Raw genomic sequence first — 16,593 nt, 5'->3', positions numbered from 1 at the left:
GGGTATGCAACCGGCGCGCCACACGGCTGATTCGTATCTCCCTCCTCTCCAAGGGGTTGTGATTCGATGAGCGCGCTGCGCCCGCCGCTGGTCGCGGCGTCCCTGGCCTTCCTCGCGGGCCTCCTGGCCGGGCTGCGGGTGGAGACGGTTCCGCCCGGCGCGGCGCTCCTGGCCGTGCTCCCGCTCGGCGCAGCCGCCCTGCACCGCCCCGTCCTCGGCGCGGCGATGTCGCGCCGCGCGACACAGGCGGCGCTCCTCGGCGCGCTCGCGCTGGCCGGCGCGGGAAACGGCGCGCAGGCGCGGCGCGACGCGGCGCGCGACTGCCGCTCCATCCTGGCGGATGGGACGAAGTTGTCCCTCGCCGGTGCGCTCGCCGCGGACTTCGCGCCGCCGCCCGACACGACGGAGCGCATCCCCCTCCTCCCGCTGCGGATCGAACGCGCAGCGTCGTCCCGCGGAACGATTGGACGATGCGCGGTCGAGGTGCGCGTCCGCCTTCCGCGCGGCACCCCCGCGCTCGCGGCGGGAACGGAGCTGCGCGTGGACGGCGAGTGGCGGCTCCTCCCCTCCCCCGTCGACCGCGGGAGATGGCCGGTCTCGCCCGCGTACCGCGGCTACATGCTGTCGAAGTCCGCCACCGTCACCGCGCCGGTGGAGCTGGCGCGCCACCCGATGCTGGCGCTGCGGGGACGCGCGGAGCGGCAGATCCGGCGGCTCTTCCCGCGCAACGCGCCGCTCGCGGACGCGCTGGTCCTCGGGAGGCGGGAGACGATGGACCGCGCGGTGGCGGACCGCTTCGCCGCGTCGGGGCTGGTGCACCTGCTGGCCATCTCCGGCACGCACGTGGCCCTCGTCGCCGCCGCGCTGATGCTGCTGGCGCGCGTGGCCGGCGTGCGCCGCGACGCCGCGGTGTGGCTCACCATCGCCCTGGTCACGCTCTACCTGGCGATGATCGGCGCGCCGCCTTCGGCCGTGCGCTCGGGGATCATGACCGCGCTCACGCTGCTCACGCTGGTGCTGCAGCGGCCGTCGTCGCCCTGGTCCATCGTGGCCGCGGCGGGATTCGCGATCCTGGCGCTGGACCCGATGGCCGCGCTGGACGCGGGGGTGCAGCTCTCCTTCGCGGGGGTGCTGGGGATCATGGCGCTGCGGCGGGCGATGCTCGACCGCGTCCCTTTGCGCCTGCGCGAGGGGAAGGTGCTGCGGCCGCTCGCCGAGTCGCTGGTCGTCAGCGTGGCCGCGTTCGTGGCGACGGCGCCGGTGGTGGCGCACCACTTCGGCCAGGTCGCGCCGGTCTCCATCCTCGCCAATCTCCCCGCCATCCCCCTGACCTCGCTTGCGCTGGTGGGGATCGGGGCCGCGTGTGCGCTGGAGCCACTGGCGCCCGGCCTCGCCCGGCTGGTGGCGGACGGCGCCTCGCTCGCGCTGGGCCTGCTGGGGAAGGTGGTGGACGCCGCCGCGGCGGTCCCCGGCGGACATGCCGCCGTCGCCCGGCCGCAGTGGTGGCTCTGGGCCGCGGCCGCGATCGCCGTCCTCCTCGCGCTGGAGTGGTCGGCGGGAATGCGGCGGCGGGTGCGCTGGGCGCTGGCGCCGCTGGCCGCGGGCGCGGCGTTCCTCCTCCTCCCGCTGGCCGCCGCCCCCGCGCGCGGGCTGGAGGTGGCCTTCATCGACATCGGCCAGGGAGACGCCATCGCCCTGCACACGCCGGGGGACCGGTGGGTCCTGGTGGACGCGGGGCCGTGGGACGAGGACTTCGACGCGGGCGCGCGGCGCGTCCTCCCGTATCTCAGGCGACACGGCGCGCGGAGACTGGAGGCGATGGTGCTGACCCATCCCCACGTGGACCACATCGGCGGCGCCGCGGCGGTGATGCGGGGGATGCATGTCGGACGGATGATCGAGCCCGGGCTGGCCTTCGGGACGCCCGTCTATCTCCACACCCTGACGGCCGCGGAATCGACCCACGTGCAGTGGACTGCGGCGCGGCAGGACCGCACATTGCACGTCGACGGCGTGGAACTGACGTTCCTGTGGCCTGCAGCGGACGTTCTTGACGCGCCTGCGGATGCGAACGACATTTCGGCCGTGATCCGGCTTCGTTACGGCGCCTTTTCGATGCTGCTGACGGGCGATGCGCCGGACTTCGTGGAGCACGCGCTGGTGGCCCGCTACGGCCAGAATCTCCGTTCCGCCGTGCTGAAGGCGGGGCACCACGGGAGCCGCACGGCGTCGTCGGAGGAGTTCCTGGAGACGGTCGATCCCGCGCTGGCGGTGATCTCGTGCGGGCGGCGCAACAAATACGGCCACCCCGCGCCCGAGACGCTCGCGAGGCTGCGCGCGGAGGGGATCGAGGTGGCGCGGACGGACGAGGACGGCACGGTGGTGATCGACGTGGACCCCGGCGGCCGCGCCTGGCACCGCGAGGAGCCGTGAGTCTCCTCGGGCGCATCGCCGACCTGCTGATCGGGCCCCGGGTGCCGGCGGAGGAGCTTCCCGGCGCGCCGCTGCCGCCGGGGGTGACGGTGCGCCGCAACGGTCTGATCCCCGGCATCGGCGGGATCACCGGGGGGATGCAGGGGCCGGCCAGCGCGGTGACGCTGGGGAGCACGATCCTGGTGCATCCCCGCGCGCCGATCGACGCGGGGCTGCTGGCGCACGAGCTGGTGCACGTGGAGCAGTGGCGGGCGGACCCGCTGTTCGCGGCGAAGTACGTGGTGGAGTGGATGCGGCGGGGATACAGGAACAACCGGTACGAGATCGAGGCATACGAGCGGGAGCGCCGCTTCCGCGAGGAACTGTCGAAAACCGCGAGGAATTCGTGAGCAGCAAGGGCATCATCACCATCGAGCGCCACATCATCGAGGCCGAGCGGCAGTTTCCCGAGGCCACGGGGGCGTTCAGCAGCATCCTCTACGACATCGCCTTCGCGGCCAAGATGATCGGCAAGGAGGTGCGTCGCGCCGGCCTGGCCGACATCCTGGGCTACACCGGCGAGGTGAACGTGCAGGGCGAGGAGGTGCGCAAGCTGGACGAGTACGCCAACGAGGTGCTGTTCAAGGCGCTCGACCACACCGGCCACCTGTGCGGGATGGCGTCGGAGGAGGTGGAGGACTTCATCCCCATCCCCGACAAGTTCCCCACCGGCAACTACTGCGTGCTCTTCGACCCGCTCGACGGCTCGTCGAACATCGACGCCAACGTCTCGGTGGGCACCATCTTCTCCATCCACCGCAAGGTCAGCGACCACCCGCGCGGGTGCGTGGTCGACTGCCTGCAGGCGGGATACAAGCAGGTGGCGGCCGGCTACGTGGTCTACGGCTCGTCGACGATGCTGGTCTACACCACGGGGAACGGCGTGCACGGGTTCACGCTGGAGCCGTCGATCGGCGAGTTCCTCCTCTCGCACCCCCACATGTGCATCCCCGAGAAGGGGCAGCGCATCTACAGCGTGAACGAGGGGAACTACGGGAAGTGGGGCAAGGGGCAGCGGAAGCTGGTGGACTGGCTGAAGGGGTACGCGGGCGACAACCCCAAGCCGTTCTCCTCGCGCTACATCGGCTCGCTGGTGGCCGACTTCCACCGCAACCTGCTGTACGGCGGGCTGTTCATGTACCCGGCGGACGCGAAGAACCCCAAGGGGAAGCTGCGGCTGCTGTACGAGGCGGCGCCGCTGGCCATGATCGCCGAGCACGCGGGCGGCAAGGCGACGGACGGGCAGCGTCGGATCATGGAGATCGACCCCGAGTCGCTGCACCAGCGCACGCCGCTGTACATCGGCACCAAGGAGTACGTCGACATCGCGAGCCGCTACCTGGCCGAGTCGGCCGTGGAGGAGCCGGCGCTCGCCGCGGTCTGATTTGTTCGATCACTGAGCAAACGACGAGAAGCCCCGGCCGTCCTCGCGACGGCCGGGGCTTTTCTTTCATACCAGATCGGCAAAACAGAAGAGTCTCACGCAGAGTCAGCAGAGTCAGCAGTAAACAGCAGTTCCACTGCTGACTCTGCTAACTCTGCGTGAGATAAATCTTTAAGGGATGTAGACTCAGTCCGCCGCCTCCGCCGCGCGCTCGAACTGGTCGATCTCGTAGTCCGCGTCCGGGAAGTGGGCGATGATCCGCAGCTCTCCGCCCATCGCCTCGATCGCGGCGCGCAGCGTACTGAGCCGAACGTCCTTCCGCCGCTCAAGCTTCGACACGTTCGGCTGGCGAGTGCCGAGCCGCTCGGCCAGCTGCTCCTGGCTGATATCGCGCGCGCGGCGAAGCTCGTGCAGTTCCATCGCGAGGATGCCGGCCTCGACCTGGCGATCGAGCTCCTCGATCTGCTCGGGAGTGAACCTTCCAGCGCGGACTTGGCGCCAGGGAGTATGTCCCGCCATCAGATCAATCCTTCCTTTCTCAGCTCCTCGAGGTACTCATCGTACAGGCGATCCGCGAGCGGAACGTTGCGCTCGTACCACGCATCGTCGCCTGTCTTGTCACCACCCAGCAGGATGATCGCGGTCCGGCGCGGATCGAAGGCGTACAACATTCGCAGCGGATGGCCGCCACTCTGCGCACGCAGCTCGCGCATGTTGCCGTGGCGCGAGCCCCTCACGTCGGAGCTGAACGGGAAGCTCAGTTGCGGACCACGTTCCTCGAGGTAGCCGACCACGCGGAACACGGCTTGGGCCTCCTTCAGCGGAAGGGCCATGTACCATTCGAGAAACTCGTCGGTGACCTCCACTTCCCATGCCATGAATATACCCTCCCTTGCATATGCAGTAAAGAGAATATCTCGCCCGACATCTGGCTGCACGGCGACGAAGCTTGCGGCGGCCGACGTCAGCAAACGGGAGCGCGAAGGTTAACGATTTAGACGGGAATGTACGCGCACTCTGGACAGCAGAAAAGCGCACACGAGACGACAGGTTGATCGGCTGTCGGGAGAGGCGATCTCAGGCGGTATCGACCCTGGCCCGGAGCACGCGGGCGAGGTCGATGAACTTCTCGGCGGAGAAGGTCTCGGGGCGCTGGACGAGGTCCATGCCGGCGGCGCGGCCGACCGCCTCGACCTCGTCGACGGAGAGGTGGTAGGCGTCGCGGAGGATGCGCTGGAACTGCTTGCGGCGCTGCTGGAAGGCGGCGCGCGTCAGCTCGCGCAGCGCCGCCTCGTCGTCCGTCGTCAGCCGCGGCGGGTCGTGGGGGACGATCCTCACCACGCTCGACATCACGTCGGGGACGGGGCGGAAGGCGTCGCGGCTGACGTTCAGCACGCGCGTGGCGTCGGCCACCGCCTGCACGCCGACGGCCAGCGCGCCGTACGTCTTGCTCCCCGCCTTCTCCAGGATGCGGTCGGCCACCTCGCGCTGCACCATCAGCACGATCATCGCGGGCCTCGGCCGCCGCTCCAGCAGCGAGAAGAGGATGGGCGTGGTGATGTTGTAGGGGATGTTGCCGATCACCTTGAGCCGCGCGGGATCGGCGGTGATGCGCTCCAGCGGGACGTCGAGCACGTCCTCGTTGATCACCTCCACCGACGGCTCGCCCGCGAACTCCTCGCGCAACCGGGCCGCGAGATCGTTGTCGAGCTCCACCAGGACGAGCCGCCGCACCGTCCCGGCGAGGTGCCTGGTGAGCGCACCGACGCCGGGGCCGATCTCCAGCACCTCGTCGTCCGGAGAGGGGTCGAGCGCGGCGACGATCTTCCGCTGGATGTTGGGGTCGATCAGGAAGTTCTGCCCCAGCGAGCGCTTGGCGCGGGGGAGGTCGTCGGGATAGGGAAGCTGCCGGCGCGACACCGCGGCTCTAGAAGCGCAGGACCACGGCGGTGCGGTCGTCGGGCGGCACGCTCCCCGCCTCGCCGACGCGCGCGAACAGCCGCCGCACGATCTCGTCCGTGGGGCGGGCGCGCAGCCGCGCCACCTCGTCGACCAGCAGGTGCTCCCCCGCCACCTCGCCGCGGTCGAGCGCGTCGGAGAGGCCGTCGGTGAAGAGGAAGAGGAGGTCTTCCCCGCCCACCCAGGGCGCCGTCGCTTCCCCGTACTGCGAGCGGTCGATGATCCCGAAGGGCGGGTCGGTCACCGCCAGCCGCTGCGGATCGCCCTGCGCGGGGATGCGCCAGGCGTGCGAGTGCCCGGCGTTGGCGTAGGCGATCGTCCCCTCGGCGGGATCGATGACGCCGTAGAACAGCGTCAGGTACATCTCCGTCGTCTCCAGCTCGTCGATCAGGGCGAGGTGGGTGCGGCGCAGCACCTCGGCCGGCGGATCGCCCTCCGACGCGTGGATGGCCACGGCGCTCATGGTCAGCGCCATGATCAGCGCGGCGCCGAAGCCGTGGCTGCTGACGTCGCCGATCAGCACGCCCAGCCGGTTGCCGGGGAGGCGGAAGAGGTGGTAGAAGTCGCCGCCCACGCTCTCCGCCGGAACGCATCGCGCGGCCACGTCGGCGTAGTTGGCGAACTGCTCCAGCGGGGGGAGAAGCTTGAGCTGGAGGTCGTGCGCCAGCTCCATCTCGCGAACGATGCGCTCCTGCTGCAGCGACTCCTCGATCAGCCGGTTGTTCTCGACCGCCGCGCCGATCTGGCTGGCGATGGCGGCCAGCAGCTTCATGTCGCCCGCGCTGAACCCCCCCGGCCGGCCGGTGAGGTTGATCACCCCCACGGTGCGCGACTCGCCCTCGGGCGGGGTGTAGCTGACGGGGACGGAGAGGAAGGCGCCCTGCTGCGGCTGCTGCTCGGTGCCGCCGCAGTCGGCGCGTGCCCAGACCTCGCCCGGCGCCAGGATGACCGGCCGGCCCTCGCGGAAGACGGAGGCGGTGACCGAGCAGCGGTCGTCGACGGGGATGGGGCCGCTGAAGCCGTCGCCGCCCTCCACCGCCGCCAGGGTCAGCTGCGCACGCTCGGCATCGTGCACCCAGAGCGCGGCGCGGCTGGCGCCGAGGATGCTGGCCACCTCGGTGATGATCGTCCCCGCCGCCTGCTCGAGCGAGATGATGGAGCCCAGGATCTCGCTGATGGAGTAGAGGAGGTTGATCTCCTCGTAGCGCTCGGAGATCTCGCGGCTGAAGGAGCGGATCTCGTCGTCGTGGCGCAGCATCCGCGACAGCGTGCTCCCCAGGAAGCGCGCCGCGCCCTCCACGGTCTGCGGCTCCACGCCGGGGAGCTCCAGCTGGTACTCGGTGCCGGGGACGTCCACCGCGGAGGGGCAGGGCGCCGTCTGGCCGTCCGCTTCCGATCCCAGCACCACGCGCCAGCCGTCGCCGGCGCGCGCCCACACGCGCACGCCGTCTCCGTACGCGCGCCGGAGGTCGTCCAGCACTTCGCGGGCGGGGCGGGCCAGCGCGGGGGCGGTGGCGGCGGCGGGCATCGGAGGGCGCTTCAGGATGCGCGGGGGAGCGGTTCGTGGCGGTACAGCACCAGGCGCACGCAGTTCCCGCACCCGGCGAAGTCCACCTCGTCCATCAGTTCGCGGATCAGGAAGATGCCGCGCCCGCCGGGCTCCTCGAGGTTCTCGGGAAGGGTGGGGTCGGGCACGGCCAGCGGGTCGAAGCCGCTCCCCTGGTCGCGCACGACCACGGTGACCTGGTCGGCGCGGAGATCGACCTCCACGCGCACCTTCTTGGCGGGGTCGCGGGCGTTGCCGTAGATCATGGCGTTGGCCAGCGCCTCGGACACGCCCACGCGGAAGTTCAGCGTCAGGCGCGAGCCCTCGTAGCCGTAGTCGCGCAGGCGGCTGGCCAGGTAGCCGATGGCGCCGTCGATCAGGCGGAGGTCGCTGGGGAGCTCCAGCGCGAATTGGGTGCCGTCGCGGACGCGGCCCCGGTCGTGGTGCTCCATGGGGGTCAGGCGGGTGCCGCCGGGGTGGCCCGGCCGCGGTGCGCCCCCCGCGCGGGGGGCGCCGGACGTGCCCGGGACGGATGCATCTTCCCGGGCGCCGCTCAGAAGGCGGACAGCGCCGCGTCGCGCGAGTCCGCGATGTTGAAGAGGGTGTCGAGCTTGGTCAGCTCGAAGAGCGTGCGCAGGTCCTCGTTGAGGTTGGCCAGGCGCAGCTCGCCGCCCTGCTCCCGGATCTTCTTCGACAGGCTGACCAGCACGCCCAGCCCGGAGGAGTCGATGTAGCCGGTGTTGGTGAAGTCGATGAGGAACTTGCGCTCGCCGCCCTCGAGCTCGTCGAGCACCTTCTGCTTCAGCTCCTGGCGGTTGCCCACGATGAGCTGCCCGTCCACGTCCACCACCACCACACCGTTCTGCTTGCTCGTTCGGAAGCTCATGGCTCCTCTGGTCCATTCGCCGGGTTGAAGTCCAGACCGCAACGGTGCGCCAGCCGGGGCAACAAACGCGCCATCCCCCACCCCAGTCCCGCGCTCACCGCCGAAGCTACGCGCGCGCCTCCGCCAACGCAAACGACGCTCGCCGCCGCGGCTCCGTCACCCTCCCCTCGGCATCGCTGGTTCTCACGCGGAGACGCGGAGGCGCGGAGGTGTGTGCGGCTTGCATCGGCGCGTCTCCCGTGCGCCCGCGGCGGACAGGATCAAGCCGCCATCAGCGACGTCAGGCAGGCGGTGTTGACGATGTCGTCGACGCTGGCGCCGCGGGAGAGGTCGTTGCACGGCTTCGCCAGGCCCTGGAGCAGGGGACCGATGGCCTCGGCGTGCGCCAGGCGCTGCACCAGCTTGTAGGCGATGTTCCCCGCGTCCAGGTCGGGGAAGACGAGGATGTTGGCGCGGCCGGCCACGGGCGAGCCGGGCGCCTTCTTCGAGCCGATGGATTCGATCAGCGCGGCATCCACCTGCAGCTCGCCGTCGGCGGGGATGTCGGGGGACTTCGCGCGGAAGATGGCGAGCGCCTCCCGCACCTTCTCGATGCTCGGCCCCTGCGCGCTCCCCACGGTCGAGTAGCTGAGGAAGGCCACCCGCGGCGCGTCGCCGACCACGCGCGGGCGCGCCTCGGCGGCGGCGAGCGCGATGTCGGCCAGCTGCTCGGCGGTGGGATCGGGGATCACCGCGCCGTCGGTGAAGGTGAGCACCTCCGCGTCGTCCGAGCGGAAGGGCGGCACGACCATGTAGAAGGACGAGGAGACGGTGCGGATCCCCGGCGCCGGGCCGACGCCGTAGATGGCGGCGCGGATGACGTCGCCCGTGGTGTTCGCCGCGCCGGCGACGGAGCCGTCGGCGTGGCCCGCGCCCACCATCAGCGCGCCGTACAGCAGCGGGTCGGCCACGGCGCGGAGGGCTTCTTCCTCCGTCATCCCCTTCGCCCTGCGGCGCTCGTGCAGGCGCGCGGCCAGCCCGGCGCGGCGCGGGTCGGTGGCGGGATCGACTACTTCGACGTCGACGGCGCCCAGGTCGTCCAGATCCGCGCGCGTCAGGTCGCCGCCGATGACGAGGGGGATGGCGAGCCCGTCGGCGACGATGCGCGTCACCGCCTCGAGCGTGCGCGCGTCGTGGCCCTCGGGGAAGACGAGCCGGCGCAGGCGGTCACGCGCGCGAGTACGGATGGTGGAGAGGAAATCCATCAAGACAGATCAGATCTCAAGGTAGGCACCGTTCGCGGCGGCCGTGGAGGGCCCTCTCCCTGGCGCTTCGCGCCTGTCCCTCCCCCAAAACCGACTGGGGGAGGGACCTGGGCTCGCTGCGCTCGCGGCTGCTTCGATTGCGTCCGCGGCTCACGTCCAGGCACCTGGATTTGTTGGCACGCCAAGCTTCTCGCGGATGCGATGGAGAACGGCCGGGGAGACGAACGGGGTCACATCTCCACCCAGCGTGGCGATCTGGCGGACGAGGGTGGCGGAGACGAAGGCGTGCTCGGGGTCCGGCGCCATGAAGACGGTGTCGAGCGCGGGGAAGAGGCTGCGGTTCATCAGCGCCATCTGCATCTCGTACTCGAAATCCGCCACGGAGCGCACGCCGCGCACGACGAGGGTCGCGCCGCGCTCCCGCGCGAAATCGACCAGCAGCCCCTGGAACGCCGCGCCCTCGATCCGCGGCTCGTCGGAGAACACGTCGCGGATCAGCGCCAGGCGCTCGTCGACGGTGAACATCCCCTGCTTCTGCGACTGCGGGTTGTGGGCGACAGCCACGATCGCACGTTCGGCGAACGCCAGCGCGCGGCGGACGATGTCTTCGTGGCCCCGCGTGATCGGGTCGAAGGAGCCGGGGACGAGCGCGATTCGGTCGCTCATTCGGGGGCAGGGAGGTAGGTGATCCAGGTGTCTCCGTAGCGGCGGCTGCGCGCGCCGGGGAGGCCGGGGAGCACGTCGTCCTTCCCGTGCTCGATGCAGAGCAGCGACGCGAACGGCGCCACCGCGAACGCCTCCGCCAGCGCCCGCGCGAACCCCTTCCCGTACGGCGGGTCGGCGAAGGCCACGTCGAAGGCGCCGGGGGCGAGCGCGGCGGCGTACTTCACGGCGTCGGTGCGGAACACGTCCACGCGGTCGGCGGCATCCAGCGCCTTCACGTTGGCCCTGAGCGCGGCCAGCGCCTTCGCATCCTGCTCCACGAAGGTGCAGTGCGACGCGCCGCGGGAGAGCGCCTCCAGCCCCAGCGCGCCGGAGCCGGCAAAGAGGTCGAGCACGCGCGCGCCGGGAAGCTCGGGCGCCACCGTGCTCATCCACGCCTCGCGCACGCGGTCGGTCGTCGGCCGCGTCCCCCGCCCCGGCGGCGCCTGGATGATGCGCCCGCCCCACGTCCCCGCGACGATCCGCATCTCGTCTCCATCCGGCGCCGCCGTTGTCGATGACTGCCGACAAAGTAAGCCCCTCGCCCGAAACCGGGAGAGGGGCCGTCGTCCGTCACGCGATCCGCATCACCACGTCACGTGCACCTTCACCGTCACCGTGGCCTCGGAGTTGGCGGGGACGCGCAGGGGGATCTCGCCGGTGGAGGCGTCCTTCTTCTCCACCGGGTGCGTGGTGGAAAGGACGCTCCAGTTGCTCCAGAAGTGCTCCACCACCGTGACGTCGGCGGGCGTGTCCTTGTGGTTGCGGACGTTGACGGAGATGGTGACGTCGCGCGCGCGGGTGCCGACCGGCACGTCGGCCACCACCTTGCGCGTGGCCACCACGTCGAAGGCGTCGCCGACGTACAGGCGCAGCGTCTCGTCGCGCGGCGTGTGGTCGATGCGGTCTTCGCCCAGGAACTGCAGGCTGCCGGCGTCGTCGGCCTTGTACAGCCGCAGTGTGCCGGCGGGGAGCGGGCGGCCGAGCCCGTTCTCCGCGCTGTTGCGCATCTCCAGCATGATGGCGGCCTTCACCTCGTCGGTGCGCGCGGACGCGCCGGGGCGCCAGTCCCACCCCCACGCGCGCCGCGAGTCGAACACCAGCCGCCGCCGCACGCCCGCGCCGCGCGCGTCGAGCAGCCCGATCTGCTTGGTCTCGTTGTTGGCCAGCGTGGTGCGCCCGTCGAGCGTGTACAGGTGGTACTCGAAGAAGCCCTGCTCGCGGAACGCCTCGTCGTTGGCCGCGGTGGCGACGAGTTGGCCAAGCTGAACCCCCGCCTGCCGGCCCATCACCCGCGGCGTCACCACCCGCACGTCGCCGGCGAGCAGCTGGAGCGCGGCGTCGGTGTAGGCCGTTCCGCTCTGGTTGGTGAGGGTCACCCAGCCGCTCAGGTCCACGTGCTGCTCGGCCGCGTCGAGCACGGCCACGTAGTCGGCGGCCCACGTCATCCCGCCGGAGATGTACGACACCTCCAGCCGCTGCGGGCCGCCGCGCGCCGAGCTCAGCATCCACAGCAGCGACGGTCGCAGCGCGAGGCCGGGCGGCAGCTCGGTGACCTGCCACTCGCCACCGGGGTTGAGGAGGAGCCGCCCGTCGTCGGTGCGCAGCACGGAGCCGCCGGACGAGGGCGCGCTCAGCAGCGTGCCCTCCAGCACCTGCGCCTCCGGGCCCCAGCCGCGCACCAGCCGCACCCGCCGGCCCACGGCGTGGTCCAGGATCACGTTCGGGTTGACGACGTCGAACTGGTAGTTCTGCTCGCGCACGGAGATCGTCCCGGGCGCGGTGAGCGAGCGGAGACGGACGGTGGCGGGCTCGATCTCGCGCGCCACGCCTTCGTAGCGCAGGCGATTGGCGCCCGCGCGCAGCGCCACGTCGCGCCGCTCGCGGACCACGGCGAAGCTCTGGTTGTAGACGGTGAGCGAGACTTCCCGCGTTTCCGCGGGGGTGGACACCACCGAGTCCTGCATCGCGGCGGGGTCCGCGCCCGCCAGGAGCGCGGCGGCGAACAGGGTGTGGATCATGGGGCCTCCGGCGTTCGGGTGACGTGCAAGACCACACCCGTCCAACGCCCGGCGCATCCGCGGTTCTGACCGGCGCCCGTCCTGGCGAGCGATTGTCAGGGTGACGACGAGCGTGCGAAACGCCGGGGATCTGGCCGTGCCGCGGCATCCGGCCCTCTCCCCCCGGCCCCTTCCCCCAAAACCGACTGGGGGAGGGGGAGACCTCAGCGCGAGGAGAGGGTTCGGTGCTGATCGGACGGCATCCTCTCCAGCGAAAAGCCCCTCGCCCGGGACAGGGAGAGGGGCATCATCCTCACACTCTTCTTGAGATTGCCTGAGACTTATGGCGACGTCTCGAGCACCGCCTCGTCCACCTCGCCGGCGACGAGGCGCTGCATGTCGCGCGAGAGGCGCTGCAGCGATGCGTAGTCCGTCGGGATCTCCAGCGCGACGCGATTCTGCCGCTCGGGATCGCCGTCCTTCCACATCTCCGTGGCCAGCGCGACACGGATGGCCGCGGCGCCGCGGCGGTCCACCTGGCGGGCGTAGATGGAGACGTGGCACTGGTAGAGCTCACCCGCGTCCCAGAACCCACCCTCCAGCTTCACCGGATCGCCAGGAAGCGGGAACGCGCCGAGCGCCTCCGCGAACTCGCGCAGTCGCACGAAATCGAACCAGGCGCTGCCGACGCCGGCGAACCCACCGCCGCTCGCCTCGACCCTCAGCTCGCCGGTGTAATCGGAGTCGCGATACAGCGTCAGGCGGAGTCTGTCTTTCATTTCATACTTCCGTGATCCTCATGGCAGACAATAATTCGCCCCTCGTCCACAGGGAGGAGGGGCTTGATGGCTGGGACACCTCAACCGCCGACGCTAGGCAGAACGGGACGAGACGGCCAGGGAGTGAACGTCGCTGCTTTCCACGAAGGACCTCAACTCGGCGACGGTTTCGTGCTTGCGCAACTCCTCCAGGTCCTCCTCCGTCAGCCGCTCGATCAGCTCGGTCAGACTACTGCCCTGAAGAAGCTCCTCGAGCACCGCCCTCGGTGCAAACCGACCCGCCACGACGGCGTGTTTGTCCAGCCGATCACCGAGAAACCGGCGAAGAACCTCGGGATGGTGGAAGAACACCACCTCGACCTCGGGAATGAACTGGACAACGCGGAACGGAACGCCCTGCGATACCCAGAGGAAGTAATCCTCGAGGTCGCGCTGTAGCTGCATGATACGCGCGGTGTCGGTCGTCTCCGCATCCATCACGAGCGCAACCGGCTGGTGGGCGATCGCCAGATGCGTCCGTGCAAGCGGCCTCGCCGCATCTCGACCATCCGCATGGATGACACGGAAGGCACACCCCGGCCCCAGGTCGGCCAGCAGGCGTTCCAGGAGGCGCCGGTCCGTTATGCTTTCAGCGAATATGGTGATCATCGCGACTCACCCAGCGCGAGGAGTGGCAGTCCGCGTTCGGTCGCGTATTCGAGCTTCCGTCGAAGACCAGCGACCATCGTGCCATGTGTCAGCGCATGGTCGAGGTCTTTGCTGCTCCAGAGCAGGACGTTGAGCGGCGACGCGAACTGCGCGAAGACCTCCGTGGGAAAGGTAAAGTTCTGGACGCTGAAGAGCACGCCCATCGTTCCCGGAGGCCGTGCTTCGAGACGGAAGCGGAGCTTGGCGATGACCTCGATGGTCGCAGGCTCAGCCAGGTTCTTGCTCTCGATCAGGAACGTACGCTCGCCGAGATAGACGACGCCGTCGAGCTGCTCCATCGTCCCGAACCTGTGCGGATACGTCACCTGGAACGGCCAGCGCACCGCAAGCCCTTCGAGCTCGAACGCCCGGACCACCAGATACTCGAACGCCTTCCCGGGCGGCCGCGCCGCGACGTCGGCCTGCGACTTGATCTCCTGCCAGACGCGGATCAGGTCCGCGCGTTCCCACCTCCGCGCGACCTGTTCCAGATCTCCAGACGTGTGGACGATTCCGGCATCCATCTCCGCACCCACCCGATTGTGGTCCGACCCGATCCGAATCTCGAGGAAGCGTGCATGTGAGTACCTGAAACGTTCACTCCGCCGGGCGGAGGTCGACGATCTTGGCCTGGAGCGAGGCGCGGCCGTTGTACATGTGCTCTTCCAGGCGGAAGGCCACGTCCAGCGGCCCGCCGGCGAAGAGCGGCTCCTTGCTGCGCTCGCCCATCCCGAAGCCGATGGCGTCCATCGTCCGCCCGTGCGCGCCGATGGTGAGCTTCAGGTGGTTCTGCCCCACCACCCTGGGGTAGCCGACCAGCCCCACGCGCCGCGCCGCGAACACCGGCGTGGCGTTCCCCATCCCGAACGGGCCCGCGTGGCGCAGCATCCGCGCGAGGTGCTCGTCGGCGTGGCGCAGCTCCACCTCCAGGTCGATGCGCACCTCGGGGACCAGCTTCTCGGGGTCGAGCACGCTGTGCGCGTAGGCGTTGAACTCCTCGCGGAAGGGCTCCACGCGCTCCGGTCGGATGCTGCACCCGGCCGCCATCCGGTGCCCGCCGAAGCGCGCCAGGTGATGGCTGCACGCGCGCATCGCCTCGTACAGGTGGAAGCCGGGGATGGAGCGCGCACTTCCCTTCCCGTCCTCGCGCCCGGCCAGCGCGATCAACACCGTCGGCCGGTGGATGTGCTCCACGACGCGGGACGCCACGATCCCGATCACCCCCGGGTGCCACCCCTCGGCGGCGAGGACGACGCCCCAGTCGCGCTCGGGGTCGAAAACGTGCTCCAGCGCGTCCAGCGCCTGCTTGAGCGTCTCGCCGTCGACCGTCTTGCGCCAGCGGTTCTCGCTCTCCAGCTCGACGGCGATCTCCTCGGCCTCGCGCTCGTCGTCGGTCAGCAGCAGCCGGACGCCGCGCAGCGCCTCGCCCATGCGGCCCACGGCGTTGATGCGCGGGGCCAGCACGTAGCCGACCTGCGCCGCCGTCACCTCCGGGCGGTCGATCAGCCCCGTGGTCCGCAGCAGTGCGCGGAGGCCGGGGTTGGGCGTCTGCGGCAGGATCTTGAGCCCCCAGCGCACCAGCGCGCGGTTCTCGCCGGTGAGCGGCGCCAGGTCGGCGATCGTCGCGACGGCGACCAGGTCGAGGAACGCGTGCAGCCGCGCCTGCGGGAAGCCGATCGCGTCCGCCACCGCGCAGCAGACCTTGTAGGCCACGCCCACGCCGGCCAGCCCCTTGTCGGGATAGGGGCAGTCGGCGCGGTTCGGGTTCACCACCGCCACGCAGGGCGGGAGCGTGGGGCCGGGGGTGTGGTGGTCGGTGACGACCACGTCGATCCCCAGCGCGCACGCCCGCTCCACCGCCTCGTGCGCCACGATCCCGCAATCCCCCGTCAGGATCAGCCGCGCGCCGATGCGCTGCGCCTCGCGGATCCCCGCGTCGCTCAGGTCGTAGCCGTCCTGCAGGCGGTGGGGGACGAAAGGGAGGGCGTGCGCGCCCATCATCCCCAGCGCGCGGACGAAGAGAGCCGTCGCGCAGATGCCGTCGACGTCGTAGTCGCCGTGCACGAGAATGGTCTCGCCGCCGCGGATCGCGCGGACAATGCGCTCCACGGCCTCGCCCATCCCGGCCAGCGCCTGCGGCGGGTGGATGTGGCCGGCGTGCGGGCGCAGGAAGTCGCGCACGAGCTCGGGCTCGCCGAAGCCGCGCTGCACCAGCAGGCGGCAGAGCGCGGGCGGCAGGCGCAGCTCGCGGGAGAGGCGCTCTACGCGGGCTTCGTCGGGCGGGGTGGGAAAGACCCAGCGGCGGGTCGCGGGAGGCGCGGCGGGCATGGGGTGAAAACTATCCATCTCCCGCCCCCCTTACAAGCCGTCTCCACCGTCCACTGCGGGTGATCTACACAACGGATTGGGGATCGGAGCAGCGGTGGCTACAAGGGAGCGGAGCGGGGGAGGGAGATCACGAGCGGCGGGGGATGGGATCTCCGTCACCAGGGTGAGGAGGGGGCGGATGAATCCGCAGCAACAACCACACGAAGTCCGCCTTCGCGGACTACATGCTTCGGGTCCGACGCGATGGCGGTGCGCGCGCCGGGCATCGCTGGTGGCCGATTTCGCGCGCCGATGCCTGGGCCTCAGCGCGCGAAGATGAAGATCACCCCCGCCACGAGGAACAGCACGATCAGCCCCAGCAGCAGCCCGGCGCGCGGGCTGGGGCGCGAGGGCGGAACGTACGGCGGCTCCTGCTTCACGGGCTGGGACCCGCCCTCGAACGGCGGCTCGCGGTCGGTGGCCACGTATTACTCCGCCCGCTAATTAGTTTGCAGCGGCGTAAGCGACGTGGGATTCCAGGAAGTAGCGCCGGACCAAGTCGGGCTGGCGCTTTCTGTTCTTGAGGAAGGTGCGGACGTTCGCGATCAGCTGCTTCACGTCGTGCAC

18 protein-coding genes are annotated in these 16,593 nt (G+C 70.6%); 3 read left to right on the top strand and 15 right to left on the bottom strand.

The annotated features are described in order from the left end of the window. Positions 1–66: 66 nt before the first annotated feature. Genes VF092_11570 through fbp form a run of 3 tightly spaced genes read left to right on the top strand, consistent with a single transcriptional unit; the run spans position 67 to position 3,856 of the window. The gene (locus tag VF092_11570; protein ID HEX6747920.1) at positions 67–2,433 is read left to right on the top strand and encodes a DNA internalization-related competence protein ComEC/Rec2; all 2,367 of its coding nucleotides are present in this window, start codon (positions 67–69) and stop codon (positions 2,431–2,433) included. After that, the gene (locus tag VF092_11565; GenBank protein ID HEX6747919.1) at positions 2,430–2,822 is read left to right on the top strand and encodes a DUF4157 domain-containing protein; all 393 of its coding nucleotides are present in this window, start codon (positions 2,430–2,432) and stop codon (positions 2,820–2,822) included. The genes VF092_11570 and VF092_11565 overlap by 4 nt, the downstream gene beginning before the upstream one ends. Continuing rightward, positions 2,819–3,856 (top strand): class 1 fructose-bisphosphatase, encoded by a 1,038-nt coding sequence (gene fbp / locus VF092_11560; protein ID HEX6747918.1) that lies wholly within the window; start codon positions 2,819–2,821, stop codon positions 3,854–3,856. The genes VF092_11565 and fbp overlap by 4 nt, the downstream gene beginning before the upstream one ends. Positions 3,857–4,042: 186 nt before the next feature. Here the strand turns inward: fbp and VF092_11555 are convergent, their stop codons facing one another. The 15 genes from VF092_11555 to VF092_11485 all read right to left on the bottom strand — a co-directional run bounded on the left by VF092_11555 (position 4,043) and on the right by VF092_11485 (position 16,451). After that, a complete protein-coding gene (locus VF092_11555) occupies positions 4,043–4,375 on the bottom strand; it encodes a helix-turn-helix domain-containing protein (protein ID HEX6747917.1) in 333 nt (110 codons plus the stop codon). Beyond that, complete coding sequence (locus VF092_11550) at positions 4,375–4,734, bottom strand: type II toxin-antitoxin system RelE/ParE family toxin (GenBank protein ID HEX6747916.1); 360 nt, start codon at positions 4,732–4,734, stop codon at positions 4,375–4,377. Before VF092_11550 ends, VF092_11555 begins: the two co-directional genes overlap by 1 nt. 199 nt (positions 4,735–4,933) lie before the next feature. Further along, positions 4,934–5,776, bottom strand: coding sequence for a 16S rRNA (adenine(1518)-N(6)/adenine(1519)-N(6))-dimethyltransferase RsmA (rsmA, locus tag VF092_11545; GenBank protein ID HEX6747915.1), 843 nt, complete (start codon positions 5,774–5,776; stop codon positions 4,934–4,936). Between the two features lie 7 nt (positions 5,777–5,783). Continuing rightward, a complete protein-coding gene (locus tag VF092_11540; protein HEX6747914.1) occupies positions 5,784–7,343 on the bottom strand; it encodes a SpoIIE family protein phosphatase in 1,560 nt (519 codons plus the stop codon). Positions 7,344–7,354: 11 nt separating this feature from the next. Beyond that, positions 7,355–7,813 carry an ATP-binding protein gene (locus VF092_11535; protein ID HEX6747913.1) on the bottom strand — a complete coding sequence of 153 codons (459 nt, stop codon included), beginning with the start codon at positions 7,811–7,813 and terminating at the stop codon, positions 7,355–7,357. A 101-nt stretch (positions 7,814–7,914) separates the two neighbouring features. Next, on the bottom strand, positions 7,915–8,247 hold the full coding sequence (locus VF092_11530) for an STAS domain-containing protein (protein HEX6747912.1): 333 nt from the start codon (positions 8,245–8,247) through the stop codon (positions 7,915–7,917). 260 nt (positions 8,248–8,507) lie between these two features. Beyond that, positions 8,508–9,491, bottom strand: a complete 984-nt coding sequence (pta, locus tag VF092_11525) for a phosphate acetyltransferase (GenBank protein ID HEX6747911.1) — start codon at positions 9,489–9,491, stop codon at positions 8,508–8,510. Between the two features lie 150 nt (positions 9,492–9,641). Then, the gene (coaD, locus tag VF092_11520; protein ID HEX6747910.1) at positions 9,642–10,157 is read right to left on the bottom strand and encodes a pantetheine-phosphate adenylyltransferase; all 516 of its coding nucleotides are present in this window, start codon (positions 10,155–10,157) and stop codon (positions 9,642–9,644) included. Then, entirely contained in the window at positions 10,154–10,681 is a 528-nt protein-coding gene (gene rsmD / locus VF092_11515) for a 16S rRNA (guanine(966)-N(2))-methyltransferase RsmD (protein ID HEX6747909.1), read from the bottom strand. Before rsmD ends, coaD begins: the two co-directional genes overlap by 4 nt. 99 nt (positions 10,682–10,780) lie before the next feature. After that, the gene (locus tag VF092_11510; protein ID HEX6747908.1) at positions 10,781–12,214 is read right to left on the bottom strand and encodes a hypothetical protein; all 1,434 of its coding nucleotides are present in this window, start codon (positions 12,212–12,214) and stop codon (positions 10,781–10,783) included. Positions 12,215–12,534: 320 nt separating this feature from the next. Continuing rightward, entirely contained in the window at positions 12,535–12,972 is a 438-nt protein-coding gene (locus tag VF092_11505; GenBank protein ID HEX6747907.1) for a hypothetical protein, read from the bottom strand. A gap of 93 nt (positions 12,973–13,065) precedes the next feature. Further along, positions 13,066–13,620: a hypothetical protein gene (locus VF092_11500; GenBank protein HEX6747906.1), complete on the bottom strand. Its 555-nt coding sequence runs from the start codon at positions 13,618–13,620 to the stop codon at positions 13,066–13,068. Continuing rightward, complete coding sequence (locus VF092_11495; GenBank protein ID HEX6747905.1) at positions 13,617–14,183, bottom strand: hypothetical protein; 567 nt, start codon at positions 14,181–14,183, stop codon at positions 13,617–13,619. Before VF092_11495 ends, VF092_11500 begins: the two co-directional genes overlap by 4 nt. A gap of 73 nt (positions 14,184–14,256) precedes the next feature. Beyond that, positions 14,257–15,987 (bottom strand): single-stranded-DNA-specific exonuclease RecJ, encoded by a 1,731-nt coding sequence (gene recJ, locus VF092_11490; protein HEX6747904.1) that lies wholly within the window; start codon positions 15,985–15,987, stop codon positions 14,257–14,259. A gap of 302 nt (positions 15,988–16,289) precedes the next feature. After that, positions 16,290–16,451 carry a hypothetical protein gene (locus VF092_11485; protein ID HEX6747903.1) on the bottom strand — a complete coding sequence of 54 codons (162 nt, stop codon included), beginning with the start codon at positions 16,449–16,451 and terminating at the stop codon, positions 16,290–16,292. Positions 16,452–16,593 lie beyond the last annotated feature (142 nt).

This window comes from Longimicrobium sp. (assembly GCA_036377595.1).
GTDB lineage: Bacteria > Gemmatimonadota > Gemmatimonadetes > Longimicrobiales > Longimicrobiaceae > Longimicrobium.
Note: the sequence above shows the minus strand (reverse complement) of the source record. Positions and strands in the feature narration are given on the sequence as shown.